At 53.4% G+C, this 24406-nt stretch carries 24 protein-coding genes and 1 rRNA gene; 8 read left to right on the top strand and 17 right to left on the bottom strand.

Annotated elements, in window-relative coordinates:
* Together J4617_RS19830 and gmhB are read right to left on the bottom strand one after the other, a co-directional pair.
* Positions 1-110 (bottom strand): 16S ribosomal RNA (locus tag J4617_RS19830); the annotation flags it as partial.
* Positions 111-480: 370 nt separating this feature from the next.
* Positions 481-1047 (bottom strand): D-glycero-beta-D-manno-heptose 1,7-bisphosphate 7-phosphatase, encoded by a 567-nt coding sequence (gmhB, locus tag J4617_RS19825; protein ID WP_001140158.1) that lies wholly within the window; start codon positions 1045-1047, stop codon positions 481-483.
* Positions 1048-1236: 189 nt separating this feature from the next.
* Between gmhB and metN the strand changes: the two genes are divergently transcribed.
* The 6 genes from metN to proS all read left to right on the top strand — a co-directional run bounded on the left by metN (position 1237) and on the right by proS (position 6824).
* On the top strand, positions 1237-2268 hold the full coding sequence (gene metN, locus J4617_RS19820) for a methionine ABC transporter ATP-binding protein MetN (protein WP_000594017.1): 1032 nt from the start codon (positions 1237-1239) through the stop codon (positions 2266-2268).
* Positions 2261-2914: a methionine ABC transporter permease MetI gene (locus J4617_RS19815; RefSeq protein WP_001287486.1), complete on the top strand. Its 654-nt coding sequence runs from the start codon at positions 2261-2263 to the stop codon at positions 2912-2914. Before metN ends, J4617_RS19815 begins: the two co-directional genes overlap by 8 nt.
* Positions 2915-2952: 38 nt before the next feature.
* Positions 2953-3768: a methionine ABC transporter substrate-binding lipoprotein MetQ gene (metQ, locus tag J4617_RS19810; protein WP_000874215.1), complete on the top strand. Its 816-nt coding sequence runs from the start codon at positions 2953-2955 to the stop codon at positions 3766-3768.
* 118 nt (positions 3769-3886) lie between these two features.
* Complete coding sequence (rcsF, locus tag J4617_RS19805; protein ID WP_001202315.1) at positions 3887-4291, top strand: Rcs stress response system protein RcsF; 405 nt, start codon at positions 3887-3889, stop codon at positions 4289-4291.
* Entirely contained in the window at positions 4288-4995 is a 708-nt protein-coding gene (gene tsaA, locus J4617_RS19800; RefSeq protein WP_000093986.1) for a tRNA (N6-threonylcarbamoyladenosine(37)-N6)-methyltransferase TrmO, read from the top strand. Before rcsF ends, tsaA begins: the two co-directional genes overlap by 4 nt.
* 110 nt (positions 4996-5105) lie before the next feature.
* Positions 5106-6824 carry a proline--tRNA ligase gene (proS, locus tag J4617_RS19795; RefSeq protein WP_001260683.1) on the top strand — a complete coding sequence of 573 codons (1719 nt, stop codon included), beginning with the start codon at positions 5106-5108 and terminating at the stop codon, positions 6822-6824.
* 78 nt (positions 6825-6902) lie between these two features.
* Here proS and nlpE read toward each other — a convergent pair whose 3' ends face one another.
* From nlpE to J4617_RS19780, 3 genes are read right to left on the bottom strand one after another with little or no spacing between them, the layout of a single operon-like run.
* Positions 6903-7604, bottom strand: a complete 702-nt coding sequence (nlpE, locus tag J4617_RS19790; RefSeq protein WP_017465924.1) for an envelope stress response activation lipoprotein NlpE — start codon at positions 7602-7604, stop codon at positions 6903-6905.
* Positions 7605-7635: 31 nt separating this feature from the next.
* The gene (arfB, locus tag J4617_RS19785; protein WP_000560527.1) at positions 7636-8058 is read right to left on the bottom strand and encodes an alternative ribosome rescue aminoacyl-tRNA hydrolase ArfB; all 423 of its coding nucleotides are present in this window, start codon (positions 8056-8058) and stop codon (positions 7636-7638) included.
* Entirely contained in the window at positions 8055-8600 is a 546-nt protein-coding gene (locus J4617_RS19780; RefSeq protein ID WP_017465925.1) for a YaeQ family protein, read from the bottom strand. The genes arfB and J4617_RS19780 overlap by 4 nt, the downstream gene beginning before the upstream one ends.
* 197 nt (positions 8601-8797) lie before the next feature.
* Between J4617_RS19780 and J4617_RS19775 the strand changes: the two genes are divergently transcribed.
* Together J4617_RS19775 and rof are read left to right on the top strand one after the other, a co-directional pair.
* Positions 8798-8998 carry a YaeP family protein gene (locus tag J4617_RS19775; protein WP_001518678.1) on the top strand — a complete coding sequence of 67 codons (201 nt, stop codon included), beginning with the start codon at positions 8798-8800 and terminating at the stop codon, positions 8996-8998.
* The gene (gene rof / locus J4617_RS19770; protein ID WP_000062330.1) at positions 8985-9245 is read left to right on the top strand and encodes a Rho-binding antiterminator; all 261 of its coding nucleotides are present in this window, start codon (positions 8985-8987) and stop codon (positions 9243-9245) included. The genes J4617_RS19775 and rof overlap by 14 nt, the downstream gene beginning before the upstream one ends.
* An 83-nt stretch (positions 9246-9328) precedes the next feature.
* On the opposite strand, the gene tilS is transcribed toward rof, so the two are convergent.
* The 12 genes from tilS to skp all read right to left on the bottom strand — a co-directional run bounded on the left by tilS (position 9329) and on the right by skp (position 24376).
* On the bottom strand, positions 9329-10621 hold the full coding sequence (tilS, locus tag J4617_RS19765; protein WP_017465926.1) for a tRNA lysidine(34) synthetase TilS: 1293 nt from the start codon (positions 10619-10621) through the stop codon (positions 9329-9331).
* A gap of 62 nt (positions 10622-10683) precedes the next feature.
* Positions 10684-11073, bottom strand: coding sequence for a VOC family protein (locus J4617_RS19760; RefSeq protein WP_000901088.1), 390 nt, complete (start codon positions 11071-11073; stop codon positions 10684-10686).
* A 55-nt stretch (positions 11074-11128) separates the two neighbouring features.
* Positions 11129-13270 (bottom strand): lysine decarboxylase LdcC, encoded by a 2142-nt coding sequence (gene ldcC / locus J4617_RS19755; RefSeq protein ID WP_001021052.1) that lies wholly within the window; start codon positions 13268-13270, stop codon positions 11129-11131.
* 75 nt (positions 13271-13345) lie between these two features.
* Positions 13346-15109 (bottom strand): chitinase, encoded by a 1764-nt coding sequence (locus tag J4617_RS19750; protein ID WP_000524169.1) that lies wholly within the window; start codon positions 15107-15109, stop codon positions 13346-13348.
* Positions 15110-15289: 180 nt separating this feature from the next.
* Positions 15290-16249 carry an acetyl-CoA carboxylase carboxyl transferase subunit alpha gene (gene accA / locus J4617_RS19745; protein WP_000055753.1) on the bottom strand — a complete coding sequence of 320 codons (960 nt, stop codon included), beginning with the start codon at positions 16247-16249 and terminating at the stop codon, positions 15290-15292.
* 12 nt (positions 16250-16261) lie between these two features.
* Positions 16262-19744, bottom strand: coding sequence for a DNA polymerase III subunit alpha (gene dnaE / locus J4617_RS19740; protein WP_001294821.1), 3483 nt, complete (start codon positions 19742-19744; stop codon positions 16262-16264).
* A gap of 23 nt (positions 19745-19767) precedes the next feature.
* Positions 19768-20364 (bottom strand): ribonuclease HII, encoded by a 597-nt coding sequence (gene rnhB / locus J4617_RS19735; protein ID WP_000569411.1) that lies wholly within the window; start codon positions 20362-20364, stop codon positions 19768-19770.
* Positions 20361-21509: a lipid-A-disaccharide synthase gene (gene lpxB, locus J4617_RS19730; RefSeq protein WP_000741217.1), complete on the bottom strand. Its 1149-nt coding sequence runs from the start codon at positions 21507-21509 to the stop codon at positions 20361-20363. The genes rnhB and lpxB overlap by 4 nt, the downstream gene beginning before the upstream one ends.
* The gene (gene lpxA, locus J4617_RS19725) at positions 21509-22297 is read right to left on the bottom strand and encodes an acyl-ACP--UDP-N-acetylglucosamine O-acyltransferase (protein WP_000565950.1); all 789 of its coding nucleotides are present in this window, start codon (positions 22295-22297) and stop codon (positions 21509-21511) included. Before lpxA ends, lpxB begins: the two co-directional genes overlap by 1 nt.
* 3 nt (positions 22298-22300) lie before the next feature.
* The gene (gene fabZ / locus J4617_RS19720; RefSeq protein ID WP_000210741.1) at positions 22301-22756 is read right to left on the bottom strand and encodes a 3-hydroxyacyl-ACP dehydratase FabZ; all 456 of its coding nucleotides are present in this window, start codon (positions 22754-22756) and stop codon (positions 22301-22303) included.
* A gap of 105 nt (positions 22757-22861) precedes the next feature.
* Complete coding sequence (lpxD, locus tag J4617_RS19715; RefSeq protein WP_001139265.1) at positions 22862-23887, bottom strand: UDP-3-O-(3-hydroxymyristoyl)glucosamine N-acyltransferase; 1026 nt, start codon at positions 23885-23887, stop codon at positions 22862-22864.
* Positions 23888-23890: 3 nt separating this feature from the next.
* Entirely contained in the window at positions 23891-24376 is a 486-nt protein-coding gene (gene skp, locus J4617_RS19710; RefSeq protein ID WP_000758966.1) for a molecular chaperone Skp, read from the bottom strand.
* Positions 24377-24406 lie beyond the last annotated feature (30 nt).

The following is a 24406-nucleotide window of genomic DNA, read 5'->3' as shown; positions in this document are numbered from 1 at the left end:
GTCCGCCACTCGTCAGCGAAGCAGCAAGCTGCTTCCTGTTACCGTTCGACTTGCATGTGTTAGGCCTGCCGCCAGCGTTCAATCTGAGCCATGATCAAACTCTTCAATTTAAAAGTTTGATGCTCAATGAATTAAACTTCGTAATGAATTACGTGTTCACTCTTGAGACTTGGTATTCATTTTTCGTCCGAGGACGTTAAGAATCCGTATCTTCGAGTGCCCACACAGATTGTCTGATAAATTGTTAAAGAGCCGGTGCGACGCGGCTTTCAGCTCACCGTCGCGAGGTGGCGTATGTTACGCTTTCCTCTTTCAGAGTCAACCCTGAATTTCAGGATTTTTCTCTTCAACCGACCGGCTGTTTGTGTGAAGTGATTCACATCCGCCGTGTCGATGGAGGCGCATTATAGGGAGTCGGTTCAGGAAGACAAGCGGAAAAATGCATTTTTGTTTTAACCGCTCATCTTTTATCCATAACGCTTATTTTTGCTGCTTTTTTATCGCTGATGGCAGGTCAGCAAGGCTGTTTAACACCCAGTCCGCCGCGTTTTCTGCTTCTGCCGTGACCGGTTTGCCCGTACGCACCAGCACTTTTGTCCCGACATTTGCCGCCGCTGCCGCCTGCATATCTTCCAGCTTGTCTCCCACCATATAAGAAGCCGCCATATCGATATGCAGAAAATCACGCGCCGAGATAAGCATTCCTGGATGCGGCTTGCGACAATCACATACCTGACGGAACTCTTCTATACTGCCCTGCGGATGGTGAGGACAATAATAGATGCCGTCCAAATCAACATCGCGATCCGCCAACGACCAGTCCATCCATTCGGTTAACGTTTCAAACTGCGCCTCAGTGAATTTGCCGCGCGCGATTCCGGACTGGTTCGTCACCACCACCAACGCATAGCCCATTTTTTTTAGCTCGCGCATCGCGTCAATAACACCGTCTATAAACTCGAATGCATCGATTTCATGTACGTAGCCGTGATCCACATTAATGGTGCCGTCACGGTCGAGAAAAATTGCGGGTACAGACTTTGCCACCTTTTATAGCTCCTGAGTAAAGCAAGTGGCGCTAGTATCGCATGTTTCAGCAGGCAAGAAAGTGCTCATCGTATAAAGCCTGATTGATTTAGACGTCTGGATGCCTTAACATCCATTCTGTTGACGGCGTTGACCGTATTAGGCAGACGAAAATGCCTCCGCTCATTTCATTACGATAATAAAGAATCAATGATTAAACTTTCGAATATTACCAAAGTGTTCCAGCAGGGGGCGCGCACCATTCAGGCGCTGAACAATGTCAGCCTGCATGTCCCTGCCGGACAAATTTACGGCGTCATCGGCGCCTCCGGCGCCGGTAAAAGTACGCTCATTCGCTGCGTAAACTTACTTGAACGTCCAACCGAAGGTAGCGTTCAGGTCGGCGGTCAGGAGCTGACAACGCTTTCAGAGTCTGAGTTGACCAAAGCTCGCCGTCAAATCGGCATGATTTTCCAACATTTTAACCTGCTCTCTTCCCGTACCGTGTTTGGCAACGTCGCGTTGCCGCTGGAACTGGATAACACACCAAAGGAAGAGATCAAACGCCGTGTCACAGAGCTGCTGGATTTAGTCGGTCTTGGCGACAAGCACGACAGCTATCCGGCAAATCTTTCCGGCGGTCAGAAACAGCGTGTCGCGATTGCCCGCGCGTTAGCCAGTAATCCAAAAGTGTTGCTGTGCGATGAAGCCACCAGCGCGCTTGATCCCGCAACGACCCGTTCGATTCTGGAATTGCTGAAAGATATCAACCGTCGTCTGGGGTTGACGATTCTGCTTATCACTCATGAAATGGATGTCGTAAAACGTATCTGCGACTGCGTTGCCGTCATCAGTAATGGCGAGCTTATTGAGCAGGATACGGTCAGCGAAGTCTTCTCGCATCCTAAAACGCCGCTGGCGCAGAAGTTTATTCAGTCCACTCTGCACCTGGACATTCCGGAAGATTACCAGGCGCGTTTGAAAGCGTCGCCGGAAACTGACAGCGTGCCGATGCTGCGCATGGAGTTCACCGGGCAGTCTGTGGATGCCCCACTGCTTTCTGAAACCGCGCGTCGTTTCAACGTGAACAATAATATTATCAGCGCGCAGATGGATTACGCGGGCGGTGTGAAGTTCGGCATTATGCTAACGGAAATGCACGGCACACAAGAAGAGACGCAAGCCGCAATTGCCTGGCTGCAGGATCACCATGTGAAAGTAGAGGTACTGGGTTATGTCTGAGGCAATGATGTGGTTACTGGTTCGTGGCGTCTGGGAAACGCTGGCGATGACCTTTGTCTCCGGTTTCTTCGGTTTCGTGATTGGCCTGCCGGTTGGCGTATTGCTGTATGTTACGCGCCCGGGGCAGATTATGGAGAACGCCAGGCTGTATCGCTCCCTCTCTGCGGTGGTCAATATTTTCCGCTCGATTCCCTTTATCATCCTGTTGGTGTGGATGATTCCTTTTACCCGAATAATTGTCGGCACCTCCATTGGTTTGCAGGCCGCGATTGTACCGCTGACCGTCGGCGCCGCGCCTTTTATCGCCCGTATGGTGGAAAATGCGTTGTTAGAGATCCCTGCCGGGCTGATTGAAGCCTCGCGAGCGATGGGCGCCACGCCGCTGCAAATTGTACGTAAAATCCTTTTACCGGAAGCGCTGCCTGGTCTGGTGAATGCGGCAACCATTACACTGATCACCCTGGTCGGTTACTCCGCAATGGGCGGCGCCGTCGGCGCAGGCGGCCTCGGTCAAATCGGCTATCAGTACGGTTATATTGGATACAATGCTACCGTGATGAATACGGTGCTGGTATTACTTGTCGTTCTGGTTTATTTAATTCAGTTATCCGGCGATCGCATCGTCAGGGCTGTCACGCATAAGTAACGTTAAACACAACACAAATACTCATTAAGGAAATAAGCATGGCGTTCAAATTCAAAACCTTTGCGGCAGTGGGTGCTCTGATTGGTTCTCTGGCACTTGCGGGTTGCGGTCAGGATGAAAAAGATCCGAATCATATTAAAGTCGGCGTAATCGTTGGCGCAGAGCAGCAAGTTGCCGAAGTCGCGCAGAAAGTCGCGAAAGAAAAATACGGCCTGGACGTGGAATTGGTGACCTTTAATGATTATGTTCTGCCTAATGAAGCGCTAAGCAAAGGCGATATCGATGCCAATGCCTTCCAGCACAAACCGTATCTGGATCAGCAAATCAAAGATCGCGGTTACAAACTGGTTTCCGTTGGTAAGACTTTTGTCTATCCCATTGCAGGATATTCCAAAAAAATCAAATCTCTGGATGAGCTCAAGGACGGTTCCCAGGTCGCTGTGCCTAACGACCCGACCAACCTTGGTCGTTCCCTGTTGCTGCTGCAAAAAGTAGGGCTGATTAAACTGAAAGACGGCGTCGGTCTGCTTCCTACCTCGCTGGATATCGTGGAAAACCCGAAAAATCTGAAAATTGTTGAGCTGGAAGCGCCGCAGTTGCCGCGTTCGCTGGATGACGCGCAGATCGCGTTAGCGGTCATCAATACGACTTACGCCAGCCAGATTGGCCTGACGCCAGCGAAAGACGGTATCTTCGTTGAAGATAAAGATTCTCCGTACGTTAACCTGATCGTGACGCGTGAAGACAACAAAGACGCCGAGAATGTGAAAAAATTCGTTCAGGCTTACCAGTCTGATGAAGTGTACGAAGCCGCAAATAAAGTTTTTAATGGCGGTGCGGTGAAAGGCTGGTAAGTTTTAGGCTGATTCCACAATCTGTAATATTATTCAGGACGGGCTATTGCCCGTCTTGTCATTTATGCAAGCTCCTGATTCAATATCTGGCAATTAGAACATTCATTGAGGAAATATTATGCGTGCTTTACCGATCTGTTTATTGGCACTCATGCTGGGCGGTTGTTCCATGCTAAGCAGATCCCCTGTTGAACCCGTTCAAAGCACCGCAACCCCGCCAAAAGCGGAGCCGGAGAAACCTAAAGCGCCGCGTGCCGCTCCCGTCAGGATTTACACCAATGCTGAAGACTTAGTCGGCAAACCTTTCCGCGATCTTGGCGAGGTTAGCGGCGAATCCTGCCAGGCGACAAATCAAGACTCTCCGCCTAACATTCCAACTGCGCGCAAGCGTATGCAGATTAATGCATCTAAAATGAAAGCCAACGCCGTCCTGCTGCACAGCTGTGAAATTACCAGCGGCACGCCAGGCTGCTACCGTCAGGCGGTTTGTATCGGGTCCGCCCTGAATATTTCGGCGAAATGAGCAGCTTTCAGTTTGAACAAATCGGCGTTATTCGCTCCCCCTATAAAGAAAAATTCGCCGTTCCGCGCCAGCCTGGTCTGGTCAAAAGCGCCTGCGGCGAACTGCATCTGATAGCGCCTTACAACCAGGCCGATGCCGTTCGCGGCCTGGAAGCGTTCAGCCATTTGTGGGTACTTTTCGTTTTTCATCAGACGATGGACGGCGGCTGGCGGCCGACAGTTCGTCCGCCCCGTCTTGGCGGTAACGCCAGAATGGGCGTTTTTGCCACGCGCTCCACGTTCCGCCCCAATCCGATTGGCATGTCGCTCGTTGCGCTAAAAGGTATCGAGTGCCGGAAAGAGAGCGTAATTCTGAAATTAGGCAGTCTGGATCTGGTGGATGGCACGCCGGTGGTGGATATCAAACCGTATTTACCGTTTGCCGAGGCCTTACCGGACGCCGCCGCCAGCTATGCGCAACAGGCGCCGATAGCTGAAATGCCCGTGAGTTTTACCGCTGAGGTGGCTCAACAGCTTACGACGCTGGAAAGGCGTTATCCGCAGCTACGGACATTTATTTGCGATGTGCTGGCGCAAGATCCTCGCCCGGCTTATCGTAAGGGTGAAGAGACGGGCAAAACCTATGCCGTCTGGCTGCATGATTTTAACGTGCGCTGGCGTGTGGTTAACTCGGGATTTGAAGTGTTTGCGCTGGAACCACGGTAATTTCACGCCCTTCTCTTTTGACATCTCTTGCACGCTGGTAAACTAAATCACTTTTTTTGTATCAGGCTCACATTGAGCCTGTTCGATCGTTCAACTGGAACCGTAACAACATGCGTACTAGCCAATACCTGCTCTCCACTCTGAAGGAGACACCTGCCGACGCCGAGGTTATCAGCCACCAGCTGATGCTGCGTGCCGGGATGATCCGCAAGCTCGCCTCCGGGTTATATACCTGGCTGCCGACCGGCCTGCGCGTCCTGAAAAAAGTCGAAAACATCGTGCGTGAAGAGATGAACAACGCCGGTGCTATCGAGGTGTCGATGCCAGTCGTTCAGCCAGCCGACCTGTGGCAAGAGAGTGGTCGTTGGGAACAGTACGGTCCGGAACTGCTGCGTTTTGTCGACCGTGGCGAGCGTCCGTTCGTACTCGGCCCGACCCACGAAGAAGTTATCACCGACCTGGTGCGTAATGAACTCAGCTCTTATAAGCAGTTGCCGCTGAACTTCTTCCAAATCCAGACCAAATTCCGTGATGAAGTGCGTCCGCGCTTTGGCGTGATGCGTTCGCGCGAATTCCTGATGAAAGATGCTTACTCTTTCCACACCTCTCAGGAGTCGTTGCAGGAAACCTATGACGCCATGTACGCCGCGTATAGCCGTATCTTCAGCCGTATGGGGCTGGATTTCCGCGCGGTACAGGCCGATACCGGTTCTATCGGCGGCAACGCCTCGCATGAATTCCAGGTGCTGGCGCAAAGCGGCGAAGACGATATCGTTTTCTCTGATGTTTCTGATTACGCGGCTAACATTGAACTGGCAGAAGCTATCGCGCCGCAAACGCCGCGCGCAGCGGCGACGCAGGAAATGACTCTGGTCGATACGCCAAATGCCAAAACCATCGCGGAGCTGGTGGAACAATTCAACCTGCCAATTGAAAAAACGGTAAAAACGCTGCTGGTGAAAGCGGTGAAAGACAGCAAGTCTCCGCTGGTGGCTCTGCTGGTTCGCGGCGATCATGAACTGAATGAAGTTAAAGCGGAAAAACTGCCGCACGTTGCCAGCCCGCTGACCTTCGCTACCGAAGAAGAGATTCGCGCCGTAATTAATGCCGGCCCTGGCTCCCTCGGCCCGGTCAATATGCCGATTCCGGTCATCATCGATCGTACCGTTGCCGCCATGAGCGATTTTGCCGCTGGCGCCAACATCGACGGTAAACACTACTTTGGTATTAACTGGGATCGCGATGTGGCGACGCCTGTTGTTGCCGACATCCGTAACGTAGTCGCCGGCGATCCGAGTCCGGATGGTCAGGGAACGTTGCTTATCAAACGCGGTATCGAAGTGGGTCACATCTTCCAGTTAGGTACCAAGTACTCAGAAGCGCTGAAAGCCTCCGTTCAGGGTGAAGATGGCCGTAACCAGATCCTGACAATGGGCTGCTACGGTATCGGCGTAACACGTGTCGTTGCCGCGGCTATCGAGCAGAACTTTGACGAGCGCGGCATTGTATGGCCTGACGCCATTGCGCCTTTCCAGGTCGCTATTCTGCCGATGAATATGCACAAATCCTTCCGTGTGCAGGAGCTGGCGGAAAAGCTGTACAGCGAATTGCGCGCGCAAGGCATTGAAGTGCTGATGGACGACCGTAAAGAGCGCCCGGGCGTGATGTTTGCCGATATGGAGCTGATTGGTATTCCACATACTATCGTGATTGGCGATCGCAACCTGGATAACGACGATATTGAGTATAAATACCGTCGTAGCGGTGAAAAATCGCTGATTAAAACCGGCGATATCGTTGATTATCTGGTCAAGGCGATTAAAGGCTAAACGACATTTTGTTGGGATTGCCCGGCGCCACCCGGCAGATATGTAAAGGCCTCGCACCCTGCGCTGCGAGGCCTTTTATTAGTGAGTGCAATCTTTACCCGGCGCAAACTTCGCATTTTTATCGGCTATTAGCATTTTTACCGGCTCGCCCGTGTCCGGGTTCGCAGCAAACACAAAATGCCCTTCTACCGTCAGCAGCACCGGTTTTTCCGCTTCACCTTTCGCTGTCAGATAGCCGCGCTCAAGCTGGGCGTTACTGGCGACCGGGAGCCGTATTCCGGTCGCACAATCGGTAAAGGTCGCCGCATCGGCCCTGTATACATACATACCACGCAGCGGCATTGGCGTTACCGGCAGGCTGGCGGTAACAGGCACAAGCGTATAATTAAGCTGCGAAGCCACCGGATTGCCTTCTCTGTCGAGCATCTCCAGCTCATTGCCTTTCGCGCGATAATACGATTTCTCGCCATTGCTGTCGGTTAACACCAGTTTATCCGCCGTCCGCGCCCAGGTACCGTATGACGCAAAAGAGGAAGGTTCTTCGCGCACGCCCTGATAGCGCTCGTTCATCACCCATGTGCCGTCTTTTTCCAGAAACAGTGACGTTTCAATACCTTCACAATCCGCACAGGGCAGCACGCCGCGCCAGCTTTGCTGCATGGGTTTTAATTCCGCCGCCTGCGCAGGTTGCAGGGCGTCAACTTCCGCACGGTTATTACACCCTATCAATGCAAATAGCGTACAGGCTGCCGCTACTGACAATATTGCTGTTCTCACCATAAAATCCTTATGAAATTGCTATTCCTGCCCGTCAATCCAGTGGACGACGAACTTTGCCGCGAAGCGCCTTTACAGAAGATTTTTGCGCCTTTGAGGACAAGCGGCGCTCTTTCGAGGCACGCGTCGGACGGGTTGCGCGACGGCTTTTCTGCTCCGCGGTTAATTCTTTTATGACGGCAACCAGCCTGGCGATAGCCGCTTCCCGGTTGAGCTCCTGGCTCCGGAACTCCTGCGCCTTAATGATAATGACGCCATCATCGCTTATCAGATGGTGGCTGGCCGTCAGCAAACGCTGTTTATAATACTCTGGCAGGCCAGAGGCCCGAATGTCAAAGCGCAAATGAATCGCGCTAGAGGTCTTATTTACGTGCTGACCACCCGCGCCCTGCGCGCGAATGGCCGTAATTTCCAGCTCATTATCGGCTATGGAGACCGTCCGGGAGATGGCAATCATGAGGGCTGTTGCCAGGCGGTTAGCTGTATTTCCAGATTATTCCGAGCATTAGAAAGCCAGATTGCGCCGTCCTGAATCGTCGCCTGTAGCGTCATGGTACGATCGGCAAATTCACTGAGCTGCGCCAGCTGCCCGTCATCCAGATACCAGACGGACAGGTTAGCGAACTGCGCGCACTTGCTTTGATGCTGCTGCCACCAGATTTGCGCCGCCCGGGAGTTATAAGCAAAGAGCGCGACATCGCTCGCCTGAGTACAGGCTTTCTTAATACGGCGCTCATCCGGCAGCCCCAGCTCAATCCAGAGATCGATGCCCAGATGATCGTTGCGCAGCCAGGCCTCCGGCTTATCTTCCGCGCTGAGCCCACGTGTAAACTGCAACCGTTCATCAGCATATTTTATCCATGCCAACAGGCGCAGCATCATGCGCTCCTGCGTTTCAGAAGGGTGACGCGCCAGCGTCAATGCCGCATCCAGAAACCGGTTGCGATCAAGGTCAGCCACATTGACGACGGCTTTATAAATTGTCGCTTTAAGCGCCATGAGAAAACTCCTTTCGAATCAGGCGCCCATTGTAGCGAAAACCGCGCTAAAAGGCTGTTAACGAATCTTTTACCCACTCGCGTCAGGCGCTGATATTGCGCAAATGAGTATGGTATAGTCACCTTGCTAAACAAGATTTAACTTCGTAGGCTTAGACTTGCATCCACGGTTAAGTCAGAATGCTGACAGGAGGGCATGTGGAAAAATATTGTGAGTTAGTACGCAAGCGGTATGCGGAAATCGCCAGCGGAGACTTAGGGTATGTCCCGGATGCGCTGGGTTGTGTATTGAAAGTGCTTAATGAAGTGGCGGCAGATAGCGCCCTTTCAGAGTCGGTCAGGGAAAAGGCAGCTTATGCTGCCGCGAACTTACTGGTGAGCGATTATGTCAATGAATGAAACTTATCAACCCATTAATTGCGATGACTACGATAGTCTTGAGCTTGCCTGCATGCATCATTTAATACTGACGCTAACGTTAAAAGATGGCGAGGTTTTGCAGGCAAAAGCGAACGATTTGATCTTACGTAAAAACGTAGAATATCTGCTTGCCGAGGTTTCCGGCGAGTCTTGTGAGCTTCGTCTCGATAAAATCGCCAGTTTCAGCCACCCGGAAATTGGTACCGTGGTAGTTAGCGAATCCTGAGTATTTTGTTGCCGGATGGTGGTGCAAGCACCTTATCCGGCCTACGTTCCATGCGATACGTAGGCCTGATAAGCGCAGCGCCATCAGGCATGCCAAACCAGACTCACCCCTTCTTTATCTTCTGCTGCTCCCTCACGCGTCACAAAAACACCCGCAGCCGCAATCAGCGTTTCGCCGTAAAACAACAGCGGGGTGGTGTCTCGTCGCCAGGGCGGGATCCCCTGCTCCTGCCAGATTTTCTTTAATTTACGTCCGCCGTGACGTCCCACAATGTGTAGCAACCCTGGCGCTTTAAACCGAATGCTGACGGATTCTTCCTCTCGCGGTCGGCGCAGTTCGCCGCCAGGAACGAGCTGTACCGTCCCTAAGCCGGCAGGCAGCGCCAGCGGTGTTTGCCAGACGGGCCAGGCGACCGTCGTTTCGTGTTGTCCGGCCACGGATTTAATCCACCACAGTTGCGACTGATAACGGCGAATCTCGTGATCGCCAAAGCGTAAACAGGGAGAGGCATCGTCGCGCGCCAGCGCCACCTCCTGCCAGATACGTTCCAGCGCGTCGCGAGAGGGCATCGGCGCATTACGCATCGCCAGCCAGCGACGCAAAATCGCCGCCCGCCGTACATCGCTCATCGACATTAATGGAGAGAGCCGCAATGTTCCCTCCGTCGTGATACAGTCCGTAAGATCGCTGGCCAGAAGCTCGTCCAGCAGCCTTTCTTGCTCGGCGCAGAGCGTCGCGCTACGGGCTACCGACGCAGGAAAATGCGGCCAGCGCTGCTGCAAGAGCGGAAGCGCGCGCAGGCGTAAAAAATTGCGATCGTAGGCATCATCCTGATTGCTTTCATCTTCAATCCAGCATAAGCCATGACGCACAGCCCACTGTTCCAGCGTCTTCCGCGTTTCTCTCAACAGCGGGCGAAGAAGCAGAGTTCCGGCAAAAGGCGAGCGTTCTCCCATCGCGGAAAGTCCGGCCGGACCGCTGCCGCGCTTTAACGCCAGCAGGAACGTTTCACACTGATCGTCAAGGTGCTGCGCGGTTGCCAGCACTTCGCCAGGCAATAGCGTCTGTGCGAACGCCCGGTAGCGCGCTTCACGCGCATGGGCCTCGATACCCAGGCCATTATCCGCCAACGTCACCCGCTCCACTACCAGCGGAACCTGCCAGCGTTCGCATACGGTTTCGCAATGCCGCACCCAGCTATCAGCATGAGGGCTTAAACCGTGATGAATATGGATAGCACGCAGCGTGACGTCAGGATGGCGTTCTCGCCACAACACCAGTTGATGCAGAAGCACCGTAGAATCCAGGCCACCGCTAAAGGCAGCCAGAATACGGCGAGAAGAGAGTAACGAGGTATTCAACGTGAGAGTGGTCATGATCCATGCTTATAGTGACTTAGCCCGGCAACGTTACCTGGCGAGCGTCTTAATGACAAGCCTTACTGCTCATACAGCTCAAGCGGTAAACCGTCCGGATCGTTGAAAAAAGTAAAGCGCTTCCCGGTATACGGATCGATGCGTATCGGTTCGCACTTAACCTGATGCTTTTCCAGATGTGCAACGGCGTTTTCCACATTTTCCACGCTGAAAGCCAGATGGCGCAGGCCGCAGGCTTCAGGTCGGCTTGGACGCGCCGGAGGGAAGGGAAAAGAGAAAAGCTCAATCACATACTGCCCGTTTAGCGCCAAATCGCCCTTCCACGAGTCACGCTCTTCCCGCCAGACTTCGCTTAACAGATCGAACCCCAGAATATCGCAATAAAACGCCTTGCTCACCGCATAGTCTGTCGCAATGATCGCGATGTGATGAACCTGTTTTAATCCCAGCATAGCGTCTCCTTTATTGATTATCAGTACGTTACTCGTCACATTCCCGTCAGGCAAGCTAACAGGCGTGTTTTAAGACTCGTACCTGGTACACCCCGTCTTCATTCCGTTTCGCGCCGTGAATATCCGTTTCAAAACCGGGATAATGCTGGCCAATCGAGCAGAGCATCAGCAGAAAATCGAGCACGGCCCTACTCTGTTGCGTGATCCTCTCGCCGGGCATCAACAGCGGAACGCCTGGCGGATAAGGCAGGATCATATTCGCGGAAACGCGCCCTGGCAGTTGATCGAGCGCCACGGTTTCCACCTCGCCTTTGATCTGACGCTGCCAGGCCTGGTGCGGGGTCATAATCATCTCCGGTAAAACCTCGAACGCCCGCAGCATCAGCCCCGGAAGATCGTGCTGGCGGATCAGTTTATGGATCCCCTGCGCCAGATCCTGAATGCGCATATTGCGATAAAAATCCGGATCTTCCGCATACAGATCCGGCAACATATTTTTGACGCGCAGGTTAAGATCGTAGGCGCGTTTAAATTCCGTCAGTCCGCGCAGCAGCCCCATCGCACGGGTCTTATCAATCCCTATGCTGAACAAAAACAGCAGATTATACGGCCCGGTTTTTTCCACCACCACGCCTCGCTCATCGAGGAACTTCGCCACCAGCGCGGCGGGTATCCCCTCTTCGCTCATGTTGCCCTGTTCATCCATCCCCGGCGTCAGGATTGTCACCTTAACCGGATCGAGAAACATATGATCGTCATCGGCATCGGCGAAGCCATGCCAGGTTTCTCCCGGCGTGACCGGCCAGCATTCGGCCTCATCAACCTCTTCCGGCTGCCAGATATCAAAGAACCAGCTATCGGACTCTTCACGTAGCCGCTGTACCTCTTTACGAAAATGGAGCGCCCGTTCCACCGAACGATTAATCAATCTTTTCCCTGGATTGCCGCGCAGCATCGCCGCCGCGGTCTCGATAGAGGCGACAATGGGATAGCTCGGCGATGTGGAAGTGTGCATCATAAACGCTTCGTTAAACGTCTCTTCGTCATATTCCCCTTTGATATGAATAAGCGACGCCTGCGAAAAAGCCGCCAGCATTTTATGGGTGGATTGCGTTTCGAAAATCACTTTTCCGGGCACCCGATCGCCGCTCATCCCGCTTTTCCCCTGGTAGATCGGATGGAAATGGGTATAGGGTACCCAGGCGGAATCAAAATGGATCGAGGGAACGTCCAGCATCTGCTTGATCCAGTTAGTGTTATACAGCAGACCATCGTAAGTCGAATTGGTGATAACCGCATGCACCGGCCATTGCGCCTGAGGGGTCTCCTCTATCTTGCTTTCGATGCTTGCACGGGTAAATTCCCTTCGGGGAATACCGCCGAGAATGCCGAGCGCATTGCGCGTCGGCTTCAACCAGAGAGGCACCACATCGCTCATCATCAGCAAATGCGCCAGCGATTTATGACAATTACGATCAATAAGTAGCGTACTTCCCGCAGGCGCGGCATACATACCGACAATTTTATTTGAGGTCGACGTACCGTTCGTCACCATATAACTCTGCTCGGCGCCAAAAGTACGGGCGATATACTCTTCCGCTTCCAGATGCGGCCCGGTGTGATCCAGCAACGATCCCAGTTCAGTCACCGAAATCGACACATCGGCCTTTAAGGTATTGCCGCCAAAAAAGTCATAAAACAGACAGCCTGGCGGGCTTTTCTGATACGCCGTTCCCGCCATATGACCCGGCGTACAAAAGGTATATTTTCCTTCTTTGGCGTAGGTAAACAGCGCTTTGGTAAACGGCGGCGTAATATTATCGAGATATTCGTTTGTATATTGATGAATGCGCGTCGCGATATCTTCAGCCAGCCCCAACGCATACTCAAAAAACCACAGCGCCATGCGCATATCGTGAACGCTAACGTCCAGCGTGGAGTTGGTATTGATAAAGGCGTAGAGAGGAAGGTATTCATTTAGCTGGTTGATTTCGCTACAAAGGTCGAGACTGTATTCATCCCAGTCAAAAATAACGCCGCAGATGCGCGGGTTATGTTCAATAAACTTCAACAAGTCAACGCTATTTTGCGGCCAGATAATTTGAAATCCCAGGGATTGTAATGCACGCTCAAGCTCCTTGATGGGTTCATCTTTATAATAAACCCCGTGCGGCCCCATAATGGCGATGATGTTCATGCTTTCTCCTGAAAAAACCTGAGATAAGCATAGTAACAATCCTGCCGATGCAAAGCACCGACAGGATTTATCTTATTACAATGCGTTCCATGCATCGGCCCAGGCAATCCCTACGCCGGGCTCATAGTAGGCAGGCGCAACATTACACCATGAGCCTTCCGGGAACGGTTTGCACTGGTACAACGCGCCATTACTGTTAACGATGTCGCCCGGATTCCATTTCTGGCTGCTGCTCCAGGCAGGATAGCTGGTGGTCTTATCTTCGTCATCCGCAGCGGCGGCCTTCGCTTTCACATTCAGCGTATAAACCGCTGTACTGGAGAGCGTACCGTCGCTAACGGTCAGATTCACCACATACTGGGTGTTCTGAGTAACATCCGGCGCGTTGAAAATGACAACGGCTTTATCCTGGCCGCTCAGCGTTTTGCCATCCTGCGACATCCAGGTATAGGTGAGCTTGTCGCCATTCGCGTCGGTCGATCCTTCCGCGCTGAGTGAAACCTGGCTACCGGCTTCCACCGCCCCGACCGGCCCGGCAATGCGCGCGACTGGTGCCACGTTTTCATCCGTCACTGGCGCCGGAGTTGGCGTGACATCCGGTTCAGTGGTTCCGTTATCATCGACGACATTAACGTTGAAATAATGTTGTACACATTTCGTGTAGTCGCCCTCTTTAAAGGCGGTATACGGCGTCTGATATCCAACTAACTGGCAGGAATAGGTTTTACCGTCCGCAGTATCGGCGCTCCAGCCCCAGTCTTGTTCCCAATAGATCGGTAATGCGCCAGCGCCGCCTTCATCGAACTGCTTCATCTTTTTACAGCCCAACACTTCGTCAGCCGGCACCGGCACTTTCAGGTAGTTGGCAAACTCTTTGTAGTAGGCGATACGGTTAAGCGACTGCGCATTCTCATCTGCGCCGCCGCACTCCACGCCGCCATTGATGATCTGAATGGTGACGCCGAAACCTGATACCAGGCCGTTTGCTTTATCGCGATCGTTTGGCTGCCAGGTACCGTCAATCACATGTAGCATAGACGGCTTCGGCGGCTGCGGATACACAAAGAAGAAGACGGCGCTCGCCAGGTTCATCCAGGTATCCGCCACCAGCTCGGGTTTATCCAGCAGAGGGCGAACGTCGCCATACATCGCGTCAGAGAAAGGCCCATAGTTGTAGTTATAAGAAAGCTGTTTTGCCCCGCGACCAAAATAGCTGAGGAAATCGCCGTCCTTATCTTTACCGCACGGCCAGGTCTGGCCCTGCCATACATCCGGGTTACATTCGCCGTTGTAGCCGCCTTTCTGCCCTTCAGTCCAGCCGACTTCGCGCAGATAGACCAGCGCCTGACGCCATTCCGGAATGTCACGCCAGCTTTCGTGACCGCCCGTCTCCTGGGCAAAATGCGCAAACATAGTAGCCAGGGTTTTACGGCAGATAGCGTCGCTATCGCGTCCATCGGTGTAGGTACCACAAACCGCCGGGAATTTACCTATCGCTTTCAGGAAGTTAGAGTAAGTATATTCCGGCGCGCGCATCGGGAACAGATAATCCCAGTCGGCCTCTTTCAGAATACTTTCAACGCGTTTTACGTTTGCCGGGTTAGCGGCGCGCCCCGGTTCGATTTGTTCGACCGCGCTGTTATCCAACGTCTGAATAGAGGATTTCACGGCCTCCATTAACGGAAAATCCGTTAGCGCTTTCTCTTTCGCCGCCAGATCGCTGGCGTTAATGGTCATTGGCTCACTACTGCTAAGCAGCGGCGCGGCCTGCGCACCGGATAAGCTCAACATGATCCCTGCCGCTACGGCGCTGAGCGCCAGTGTTTTTTGCAATCCCATAATTTTCTCCTTGAAGGGTAGTTCACTGCCTGCCCTGGCCACACGCCTGGCAGTTGATACAGTGTCAGGGAGAACATGCCGTTGCGTTTAATCACATCAACTCATCGGCGTCTCATTTTTCCTCGACCAAAAAAAAGAGGCCGGATTATCCGGCCTCTTGGGGAAAAATGAGGTAAATGATTAGGCGTAACCGTAGCTCATCAAACGCTGGTAACGACGGTTTTTTAAATCATCGGTGCTTAACACATCGAGATCGGCTAAATCTTCCAGCAGCTGCGCTTTTAGCGATGCCGCCATCGCTTCCGGATTACGGTGCGCGCCGCCCAGCGGCTCCGGAATGATGGAATCGATTAGCTTCAGCTCTTTCAGACGCGGCGCGATGATGCCCATCGCTTCAGCAGCCAATGGCGCTTTGTCGGCGCTCTTCCACAAAATAGAGGCGCAACCTTCCGGGGAGATAACGGAATAGGTGCTGTATTGCAGCATATTCACTTTATCACCCACGCCAATCGCCAATGCGCCGCCGGAGCCGCCTTCGCCAATCACGGTGCAGATGACCGGTACGTTCAGACGAGACATCTCACGCAGGTTGCGGGCGATGGCTTCAGACTGACCACGCTCTTCCGCGCCCACGCCAGGGTAAGCGCCCGGGGTGTCGATGAAGGTGATAATCGGCATGTTGAAGCGTTCAGCCATTTCCATCAGGCGCAGCGCTTTGCGGTAGCCTTCCGGCGCTGGCATGCCAAAGTTACGACGAATTTTTTCTTTGGTTTCACGACCTTTCTGATGACCAATGATCATCACCGGTCGCCCTTCCAGACGCGCGATACCGCCGACGATGGCTTTGTCATCAGCATAGGCGCGATCGCCCGCCAGCTCATCAAACTCATCAAACGCCAGACGGACATAATCCAGGGTGTACGGACGCTGCGGATGGCGCGCCAGTTGGGCTACCTGCCATGCGCCGAGATCGGCGAAGATTTTGCGCGTCAGTTCTACGCTTTTTTCGCGCAGGCGATGGACTTCTTCATCGATATTAATATCCAGTTTCTCATCCTGGCGGCTTACCGCAGTCAGAGAATCGATTTTCGCTTCCAGCTCTGCTATCGGCTGTTCAAAATCAAGGAAATTCAGACTCATAGTATTCCTGTATTAGTCAAACTCCAGTTCCACCTGCTCCGAACCAATGAGGCCACGCAGATCGTTAAGTAAACGATCGCTCGGAGAGACACGCCACGTTGCGCCAAAACGCAGCCGCGCACGCGCATCCGCCCTCTGATAGTAGAGATGTACTGGAATGGTCCCCGAGCGGTGGGGTTCCAGAGACTGACGGAGTCGGTTTAAAAGCTGGTCATCAATTTGCCTGTCCGTCAGCGAGATAGCAAGCCCGCGAGCGTATTTTTCGCGAGCTTCGTCAATATCCATCACTTCGCGGGCGGTCATTTTAAGCCCCCCGCTGAAGTCATCAAAGCTGACCTGTCCGCTGACGATAAGTATGCGGTCTTTTTCCAGCAACTGCTGGTATTTATCCAGCGCGTCGGTAAATAACATCACTTCCAGACGCCCGGAACGGTCATCCAGCGTACAGATGCCGATACGATTGCCGCGCTTGGTGACCATAACCCTTGCGGCAATCACGAGCCCCGCAGCCGTGGTGACTTTACCACGTTCTGTCGGATGCATGTCTTTGAGCCTTACCCCGCCGACATAGCGCTCAATTTCTTTTAAATACTGATTGATGGGGTGGCCCGTCAGGTACAGCCCCAACGTTTCACGTTCCCCATCTAACACCACCTGCTCCGGCCACGGCTGGCAGCTGGCATAGGATTGCTCGATTTGCTCCGGCTCTTCCGCCAGTACGCCGAACATATCCGCCTGACCGATAGCTTCCGCTTTGGCGTGCTGGTCGGCGGCTTTCAGCGCATCGCCCAATGAGTTCATCAGCGCGGCGCGGTGCGGCCCCAGGCGGTCGAACGCCCCGGACATGATCAGCTTTTCCAGCACCCGGCGGTTGAGCTTTTTGGTGTCGGTCCGCGCGCACAGATCAAACAGCTCGCGGAAATAGCCGCCCTGATTACGCGCGTCGATGATCGCTTCGATCGGCCCTTCGCCGACGCCTTTGATCGCGCCGATACCGTAGACGATCTCGCCCTCATCGTTAACGTGGAAATGGTACAATCCGGAGTTAATATCCGGCGGCAGAATTTTCAGTCCCATCCGCCAGCACTCGTCCACCAGGCCGACGACCTTCTCGGTGTTGTCCATATCGGCAGTCATCACCGCCGCCATAAATTCAGCCGGATAGTGCGCCTTTAGCCATAGCGTCTGGTAAGAAACCAGCGCATAAGCGGCGGAGTGCGATTTGTTAAACCCGTAACCGGCGAATTTCTCCACCAGGTCAAAGATTTTCATCGCCAGTTCGCCGTCGATACCGTTCTTTTTCGCGCCCTCTTCAAAAACGGAACGCTGTTTGGCCATCTCCTCCGGCTTTTTCTTACCCATCGCACGACGCAGCATATCCGCGCCGCCGAGAGTATACCCGGAAAGTACCTGGGCAATCTGCATCACCTGTTCCTGATACAGAATGATGCCGTAGGTCGGCTCCAGTACCGGCTTCAGGCTTTCATGCTGCCACTGAACGTCCGGGTAAGAGAGTTCTTCACGACCGTGCTTACGGTCGATAAAGTTATCTACCATCCCTGACTGCAACGGGCCGGGACGGAACAGGGCCACCAGTGCGATCATATCTTCAAAGCAGTCCGGCTGCAGACGTTTGATCAGATCTTTCATGCCGCGCGATTCAAGCTGGAAGACCGCCGTGGTTTCCGAGCGCTGCAGCATGTCGAAGCTTTTCTTGTCATCCAGCGGAATGGCGGCGATATCCAGCGGCGGCTCGCCGTTTTTCTCGCGCCGCTTGTTGATCATCTCCAGCGCCCAGTTGATGATGGTCAGCGTACGCAAACCGAGGAAGTCGAACTTCACCAGCCCGGCATATTCCACGTCGCTTTTATCAAACTGGGTAACCGGATGCTTGCCCTCTTCATCGCAGTACAGCGGCGCAAAGTCGGTAATTTTGGTCGGCGCGATGACCACGCCGCCAGCGTGCTTACCGGCGTTACGCGTGACGCCTTCGAGCTTACGCGCCATATCGATCAGCGCTCTGACCTCTTCATCCGCCTCGTAAATTTCCGGCAGTTGCGGTTCCGCTTCAAAGGCTTTTGCCAGCGTCATGCCCGGATCGGGCGGCACCAGCTTCGAGATACGATCGACAAAACCGTACGGATGCCCCAGCACGCGGCCCACATCGCGGATAACGGCTTTCGCCGCCATCGTACCGAAGGTGATAATCTGCGATACCGCATCACGCCCGTACATGTCTGCGACGTGCTCAATCACCTGGTCGCGTTTCTCCATACAGAAGTCAACGTCGAAGTCAGGCATCGAGACACGTTCCGGGTTCAGGAAACGTTCGAACAGCAGGTCAAATTCCAGCGGATCAAGGTCGGTAATTTTCAGCGCGTAGGCCACCAGCGAACCAGCCCCGGAACCACGTCCCGGCCCTACCGGCACGCCGTTATCTTTTGACCACTGGATAAACTCCATCACGATGAGGAAGTAGCCAGGGAACCCCATCTGGTTGATAACCTGTAGTTCAATATCCAGACGCTCGTCATATTCCGGGCGACGCTTTTTGCGCTCTTCTTCGTCCGGAAACAGGAAAGCCAGACGCTCTTCCAGCCCCTCTTTCGATTTTTTGACCAGATAATCTTCGGTGGTCATATCGCCGGTCGGGAACTGCGGCAGGAAATATTCACCCAGACGCACCGTTACGTTGCAGCGTTTGGCAATCTCCACCGTATTTTCCAGCGCCTCCGGAATATCGGAGAACAGCTCGCACATTTCTTCTTCACTGCGCATATACTGCTGCGGTGAATAATTGCGTGGACGTTTAGGATCGTCGAGCGTGAAACCGTCGTGGATCGCGACACGAATCTCATGGGCGTCAAAATCATCGCTTTCAAGGAAACGGACATCGTTTGTCGCGACAACCGGCAAACCACGTGCCTCAGCCAGTTCAACCGCAGCATGGAGATAGGTCTCTTCGTCCTGTCTGCCGGTACGGATCAGTTCCAGGAAGTAGCGATCGGGAAAATGCGTTTCATAGAAAGCAACGCACTCCTCCACCAGCGCCTGGTTGCCGCGTAGCAGACAGCGGCCTACGTCGCCCATGCGTCCGCCGGAAATCAGAATCAAACCTTCTTTAAGCTCTACCAACCAGTCGCGCTCGATAATCGGGCCTGCCGCGCCGTAGCCGCGCTGATACGCTTTCGAGATCAGCAACGTCAAGTTCTGGTATCCCGTATTATTCGCCGCCAGTACCGTCAGATGAGTCAGCTCATCTCCCAGCAGTTCGTTGTGAACGTTAAAGTCCGCCCCGACGATGGGTTTAATGCCCGCGCCATGACCCGCTCCGTAGAACTTCACCAGACCGCAGAGGTTGGTAAAATCGGTGATCGCCAGCGCAGGCATACCTAATGAGGCCGCCTTTTTCACCAGCGGCCCGGTCTTCGCCAGCCCATCGATCATAGAGTAGTCGCTGTGCACCCGCAGGTGAACGAAACGTGGTTCAGACATCTTCAGATTTCTCGATACAAGAATCAGGACACAAGTCCCAGAGCGCGTTTAACAGGCGCAAAACTGCGTCGGTGGTGCGCCGTCGCGCCATACTGTGCCAACTTTTCCAGATGAAAAGCGGTTGGATAGCCTTTGTGCTGCGCAAAGCCATACTGAGGAAAAACGATATCCAGCGCCGCCATTTCTGCGTCGCGGGTGACTTTCGCCAGAATAGACGCCGCGCTAATCTCCGCCACGCGGCTGTCGCCTTTCACCACGGCCATTGACGGCACAGGCAGCGCCGGACAGCGATTGCCGTCGATCAGCACATATTCTGGCGCAATATGCAGTCCAGCGACAGCGCGCTGCATGGCGAGCATGGTGGCGTGCAAAATATTCAGCTCATCAATTTCATGCGCTTCCGCGCGTCCCAGACTCCAGCTTAACGCCTTTTCTTTAATCTCGTCATACAATGACAGACGACGCTTTTCAGACAATTTTTTGGAATCATTCAGACCGACGATCGGGCGAGCCGGATCGAGGATCACGGCGGCGGTCACTACGGCACCCACCAGCGGGCCACGGCCCACTTCATCCACACCCGCCACTAAATGGGTGTGTGGATAAACAAATTCGATCATTGTGCTAACTCCAGGACGGCATTTGCCGCCTGCTCATCGGCATTACAGCGGATCTGCTGATGCAGTTCACGGAAGGTGTCGTGCATCGCATGGCTAGTTTTACCGTTCGCCAGTAGCGGCAACAGCGCTTCGGCGAGTTTTTGCGGTTCGCACTCTTCCTGCAACAGCTCTTTGACTAATTCTCTTCCCGCCAGCAGGTTAGGCAAAGACACATACTCCGTTTTCACCAGACGTTTCGCCAGCCAGAAAGTGAAGGGCTTCATACGATACCCCACGACCATCGGGCATTTTGCCAGCATACACTCCAGCGCCGCCGTACCCGAGGCCAGCAACGCCGCGTCGCTGGCGATCATCGCCTCGCGCGCCATGCCGTCCAGCAAATGAACGGCGAGATCCGGCGCAACCTCCGCTTTAATTTTTTCAAACTGCTCGCGGCGTTTCGCGTTCACCAGCGGCACTACCACTTCCAGATCGGGATAGCGCTGTCGCAGCAATTGTGCGGTTTTCAGGAAATCGGCGCTGAGCATTTCCACTTCCGCACCACGGCTGCCTGGCAGTAGCGCCAGACAATGGGCGTCATGCGGGATACCCAGCACATCGCGCGCCGCATTTTTATCCGGGTCCAGCGGCATGGCATCCGCCATGGTGTGACCGATAAAGCGGCACGGGACGTTAAATTTATCGTAAAACGCTTTTTCGAAAGGCAGAAAAGCCAGCACCATATGGGTGGATCTGCCTATTTTGAAAACGCGTTTCTGTCGCCAGGCCCAAACGGACGGGCTGACATAATGAATGGTCTTAATCCCTTGCTTTTTCAGATTACCTTCGAGGGTAATATTGAAATCAGGGGCGTCAATCCCGACAAAGACATCGGGCTTGAGTTCGGTAAAACGGCGGGTCAGATCGGCGCGGATATGCAACAAACGGCGTAAACGTCCGAGCACTTCAACAATGCCCATGACCGCCAGCTCTTCCATTTCGTACCAGGCTTCACACCCTTCGGCCTGCATACGCGGCCCCGCAACGCCCACAAAGCGGGCGTTGGGTACGCGCGCTTTCAGCGCACGAATTAAGCCTGCGCCAAGAATATCGCCGGACGTTTCACCGGCGACCAGGGCAATCGTTAAAGGACGCTGTGCCGCCATTAACGAATCGGACCGCGCGTTGAACGCTCAAAGAACTCGGTAAACGCCTTCACTTCCGGATGCTTTTCAGCAAGTTCAGCGATTTCCAGCTTCGCTTCGTCGAGCGTTTTACCACTGCGGTACAACAGTTTGTAGGCATTACGAATCGCCACCAGCCCTTCACGGCTAAAGCCGCGACGCTTCAGCCCTTCAATATTTACCCCGAACGGCGTCGCATGGTTACCCTGCGCAATCACATACGGCGGGACATCCTGCGCCACGCCGGAGCAGCCGCCGACCATCACATGCGCACCGATAATGCAGAATTGATGAACTGCCGTCATACCGCCGATGATCGCAAAATCATCGACTGATACGTGCCCCGCCAGCGTGGCGTTGTTGGCGAGGATACAGCGATTACCTACCGTACAATCATGTGCGACATGCGCATTGATCATCAGCAGGTTATCGCTACCCACCTTCGTCAACCCACCGCCCTGCACTGTACCACGATGAATGGTGACGCTTTCGCGGATGCGGTTACGATCGCCAATTTCCACACGGGTCGGCTCACCCGCATATTTCAGATCCTGGTTCACTTCACCGATGGAGGCAAACTGATAAATCTCGTTGTCGCGGCCGATTTTGGTTTGACCATTCACGACCACATGAGACTTCAGTACGGTTCCCTCACCAATTTCGACCTGCGGCCCAACAATACAAAAGGGACCAATGTGGGCATTAGCGCCAATTACAGCGCCGTCTTCCACAATGGCGGTAGGATGAATAAAGGCGGATTTATCAATCACGAATCAGGCCTCCCGGCTACGAGCACACATCATGGTTGCTTCGCACACGACTTTACCGTCGACCAGCGCAACCCCTTTAAAGCGGGTCAGGCCACGGCGCGTTTTCTCGAAAGTGACTTCCATGATCATCTGATCGCCTGGCACCACCGGACGCTTAAAGCGCGCTTCATCAATACCCGCGAAATAATACAGTTCGCCAGGTTCCAGTTTACCAACGCTTTTAAACGCCAGAATACCGGTTGCCTGCGCCATCGCTTCCAGAATCAGCACGCCTGGCAAAATCGGTTTGCCCGGGAAATGCCCCTGGAAAAACGGCTCGTTGACGGAGACATTTTTCACCGCACGCAGAAAACGACCTTCTTCAAAGTCCAGCACGCGATCGACCAGTAAAAACGGAAAACGGTGCGGCAGAAGCTCTAAAATCTCTTCAATCTGCAGAGTATGAGTGTTAGTAGTCAAAATACTCTTCCTGTCCAAATATACAAAAAGGCAATAATAACACGGCCTGCCGCAATCGTATGAATGTGACAGGCCGGAAAAGAATGGCAACTACAAGGCGGAACGTTAGTCTTGTTGATTAACCTTGCGCTCAATCGCTTTGAGACGCTTGCTCATATCATCAATGTTCATCACCAGTGCAGCAGTTTTACGCCATACTTTGTTGGGTTGCAGCGGAATGCCTGAGGAGTAGACGCCCGGTTCCGTGATGGGACGCATCACCATACCCATGCCAGTTACCGTGACTTTGTCGCATATTTCCATATGCCCATTGATCACGCTGGCGCCGCCAATCATGCAGTAACGGCCAATCTTCAGGCTACCCGCCATAATGACGCCACCGGCAACTGCCGTATTGTCGCCAATCACGACGTTATGTGCAATCTGGCACTGATTATCAATAATCACGCCATTGCCAATAACAGTATCATCCAACGCGCCACGGTCAATGGTGGTACAAGCGCCGATCTCGACACGATCGCCAATAATGACCCGGCCCAGTTGTGGGATCTTCACCCAGTTGCCACGATCGTTAGCGTAGCCAAAACCGTCCGCGCCGATCACCGTACTGGACTGGATCAGGCAATTCTCACCGATCTGAATGTCGTGGTAAATCGTTACGTTCGCCCACAAGCGTGAACCCGCCCCGATTTTGCTATTTTTTCCGACGAAACAGCCTGCGCCGATAACCACGTTATCGCCCAGTTGTACGCCAGATTCAATCACCGCATTCGCGCCGACTGAAACATTGCTACCCAGCGTTGCCGTCGCATCAATCACGGCGCTTGGTGCGATATTCTGAGCGGGTTGCGGCGTAGTATCTAAAATTTGTGCCATGCGCGCGTAGGTCAGGTAGGGATTTTTAACTACCAGCGCCGCGCTCTTGGCAAAAGGAAGATCGTCCTGCGTCATGACAACCGCAGAAGCCTGGCATAAACCTAAGTGTTCACGGTACTTAGGATTTACCATAAACGTAATGTGGCCTGTTGTTGCAGATTGCATGGACGCAACGCCGGTGATGACGATATCGCCATCACCGTGTAATTCTGCATCCAACTGTTCTGCTAAGTCAGCCAGTCGAATTGAAGGCATTACTTATTTAACCTGTTTCAGTACGTCAGCGGTGATGTCTTTCACATCGCTGCTGTTGTAAGCAACGGTGTTTGCGTCTACCACCAGATCGATACTCTGGTCGTTAGCCACTTTTTTCACCGCAGTCTGGATACGAGTCACCAGTTTGTTGCGTTCTTCGTTGGAACGACGAGCGCGATCTTTCTCAAAAGCCTGCGCTTTTTGTGCGAAAGTCTGGCGCTGAGACATCACGTCTTTTTCCAGCTTAGTACGATCGCTACCTGCTTTCATGGATTGCAGACGCTGCATTTTAGATTGCAGATCGGTTTCCATTTTTTGCAGTTCAGCCGCACGGCCTTTAAATTCGTTTTCCAGTGTATTGGATACACCCGTCTTCTGCGCAACCTGTTGGAACAGATTACCCATGTTGACGATTGCAATTTTGTCAGCAGCCTGTGCGGACGTTACCATCGCCAAACCAAGACCTGCAGCTAATAACCACTTTTTCACAATAAACTCCTTACCATCCCATTTGCACCC

This window comes from Salmonella sp. 32010601201800023SM (genome assembly GCF_017572235.1).
GTDB classification, from domain to species: Bacteria; Pseudomonadota; Gammaproteobacteria; order Enterobacterales; family Enterobacteriaceae; genus Salmonella; species Salmonella enterica.
This window is presented reverse-complemented; position numbering and strand designations above follow the sequence as displayed.

Coding starts and splice junctions, on each gene's coding strand:
- metN (WP_000594017.1), top strand. CDS start 1,237: ATGATTAAACTTTCGAATATTACCAAAGTGTTCCAGCAGGGGGCGCGC.
- J4617_RS19815 (WP_001287486.1), top strand. CDS start 2,261: ATGTCTGAGGCAATGATGTGGTTACTGGTTCGTGGCGTCTGGGAAACG.
- metQ (WP_000874215.1), top strand. CDS start 2,953: ATGGCGTTCAAATTCAAAACCTTTGCGGCAGTGGGTGCTCTGATTGGT.
- rcsF (WP_001202315.1), top strand. CDS start 3,887: ATGCGTGCTTTACCGATCTGTTTATTGGCACTCATGCTGGGCGGTTGT.
- tsaA (WP_000093986.1), top strand. CDS start 4,288: ATGAGCAGCTTTCAGTTTGAACAAATCGGCGTTATTCGCTCCCCCTAT.
- proS (WP_001260683.1), top strand. CDS start 5,106: ATGCGTACTAGCCAATACCTGCTCTCCACTCTGAAGGAGACACCTGCC.
- nlpE (WP_017465924.1), bottom strand. CDS start 7,604: ATGGTGAGAACAGCAATATTGTCAGTAGCGGCAGCCTGTACGCTATTT.
- arfB (WP_000560527.1), bottom strand. CDS start 8,058: ATGATTGCCATCTCCCGGACGGTCTCCATAGCCGATAATGAGCTGGAA.
- J4617_RS19780 (WP_017465925.1), bottom strand. CDS start 8,600: ATGGCGCTTAAAGCGACAATTTATAAAGCCGTCGTCAATGTGGCTGAC.
- rof (WP_000062330.1), top strand. CDS start 8,985: ATGTCAATGAATGAAACTTATCAACCCATTAATTGCGATGACTACGAT.
- tilS (WP_017465926.1), bottom strand. CDS start 10,621: ATGACCACTCTCACGTTGAATACCTCGTTACTCTCTTCTCGCCGTATT.
- J4617_RS19760 (WP_000901088.1), bottom strand. CDS start 11,073: ATGCTGGGATTAAAACAGGTTCATCACATCGCGATCATTGCGACAGAC.
- ldcC (WP_001021052.1), bottom strand. CDS start 13,270: ATGAACATCATCGCCATTATGGGGCCGCACGGGGTTTATTATAAAGAT.
- J4617_RS19750 (WP_000524169.1), bottom strand. CDS start 15,109: ATGGGATTGCAAAAAACACTGGCGCTCAGCGCCGTAGCGGCAGGGATC.
- accA (WP_000055753.1), bottom strand. CDS start 16,249: ATGAGTCTGAATTTCCTTGATTTTGAACAGCCGATAGCAGAGCTGGAA.
- dnaE (WP_001294821.1), bottom strand. CDS start 19,744: ATGTCTGAACCACGTTTCGTTCACCTGCGGGTGCACAGCGACTACTCT.
- rnhB (WP_000569411.1), bottom strand. CDS start 20,364: ATGATCGAATTTGTTTATCCACACACCCATTTAGTGGCGGGTGTGGAT.
- lpxB (WP_000741217.1), bottom strand. CDS start 21,509: ATGGCGGCACAGCGTCCTTTAACGATTGCCCTGGTCGCCGGTGAAACG.
- lpxD (WP_001139265.1), bottom strand. CDS start 23,887: ATGCCTTCAATTCGACTGGCTGACTTAGCAGAACAGTTGGATGCAGAA.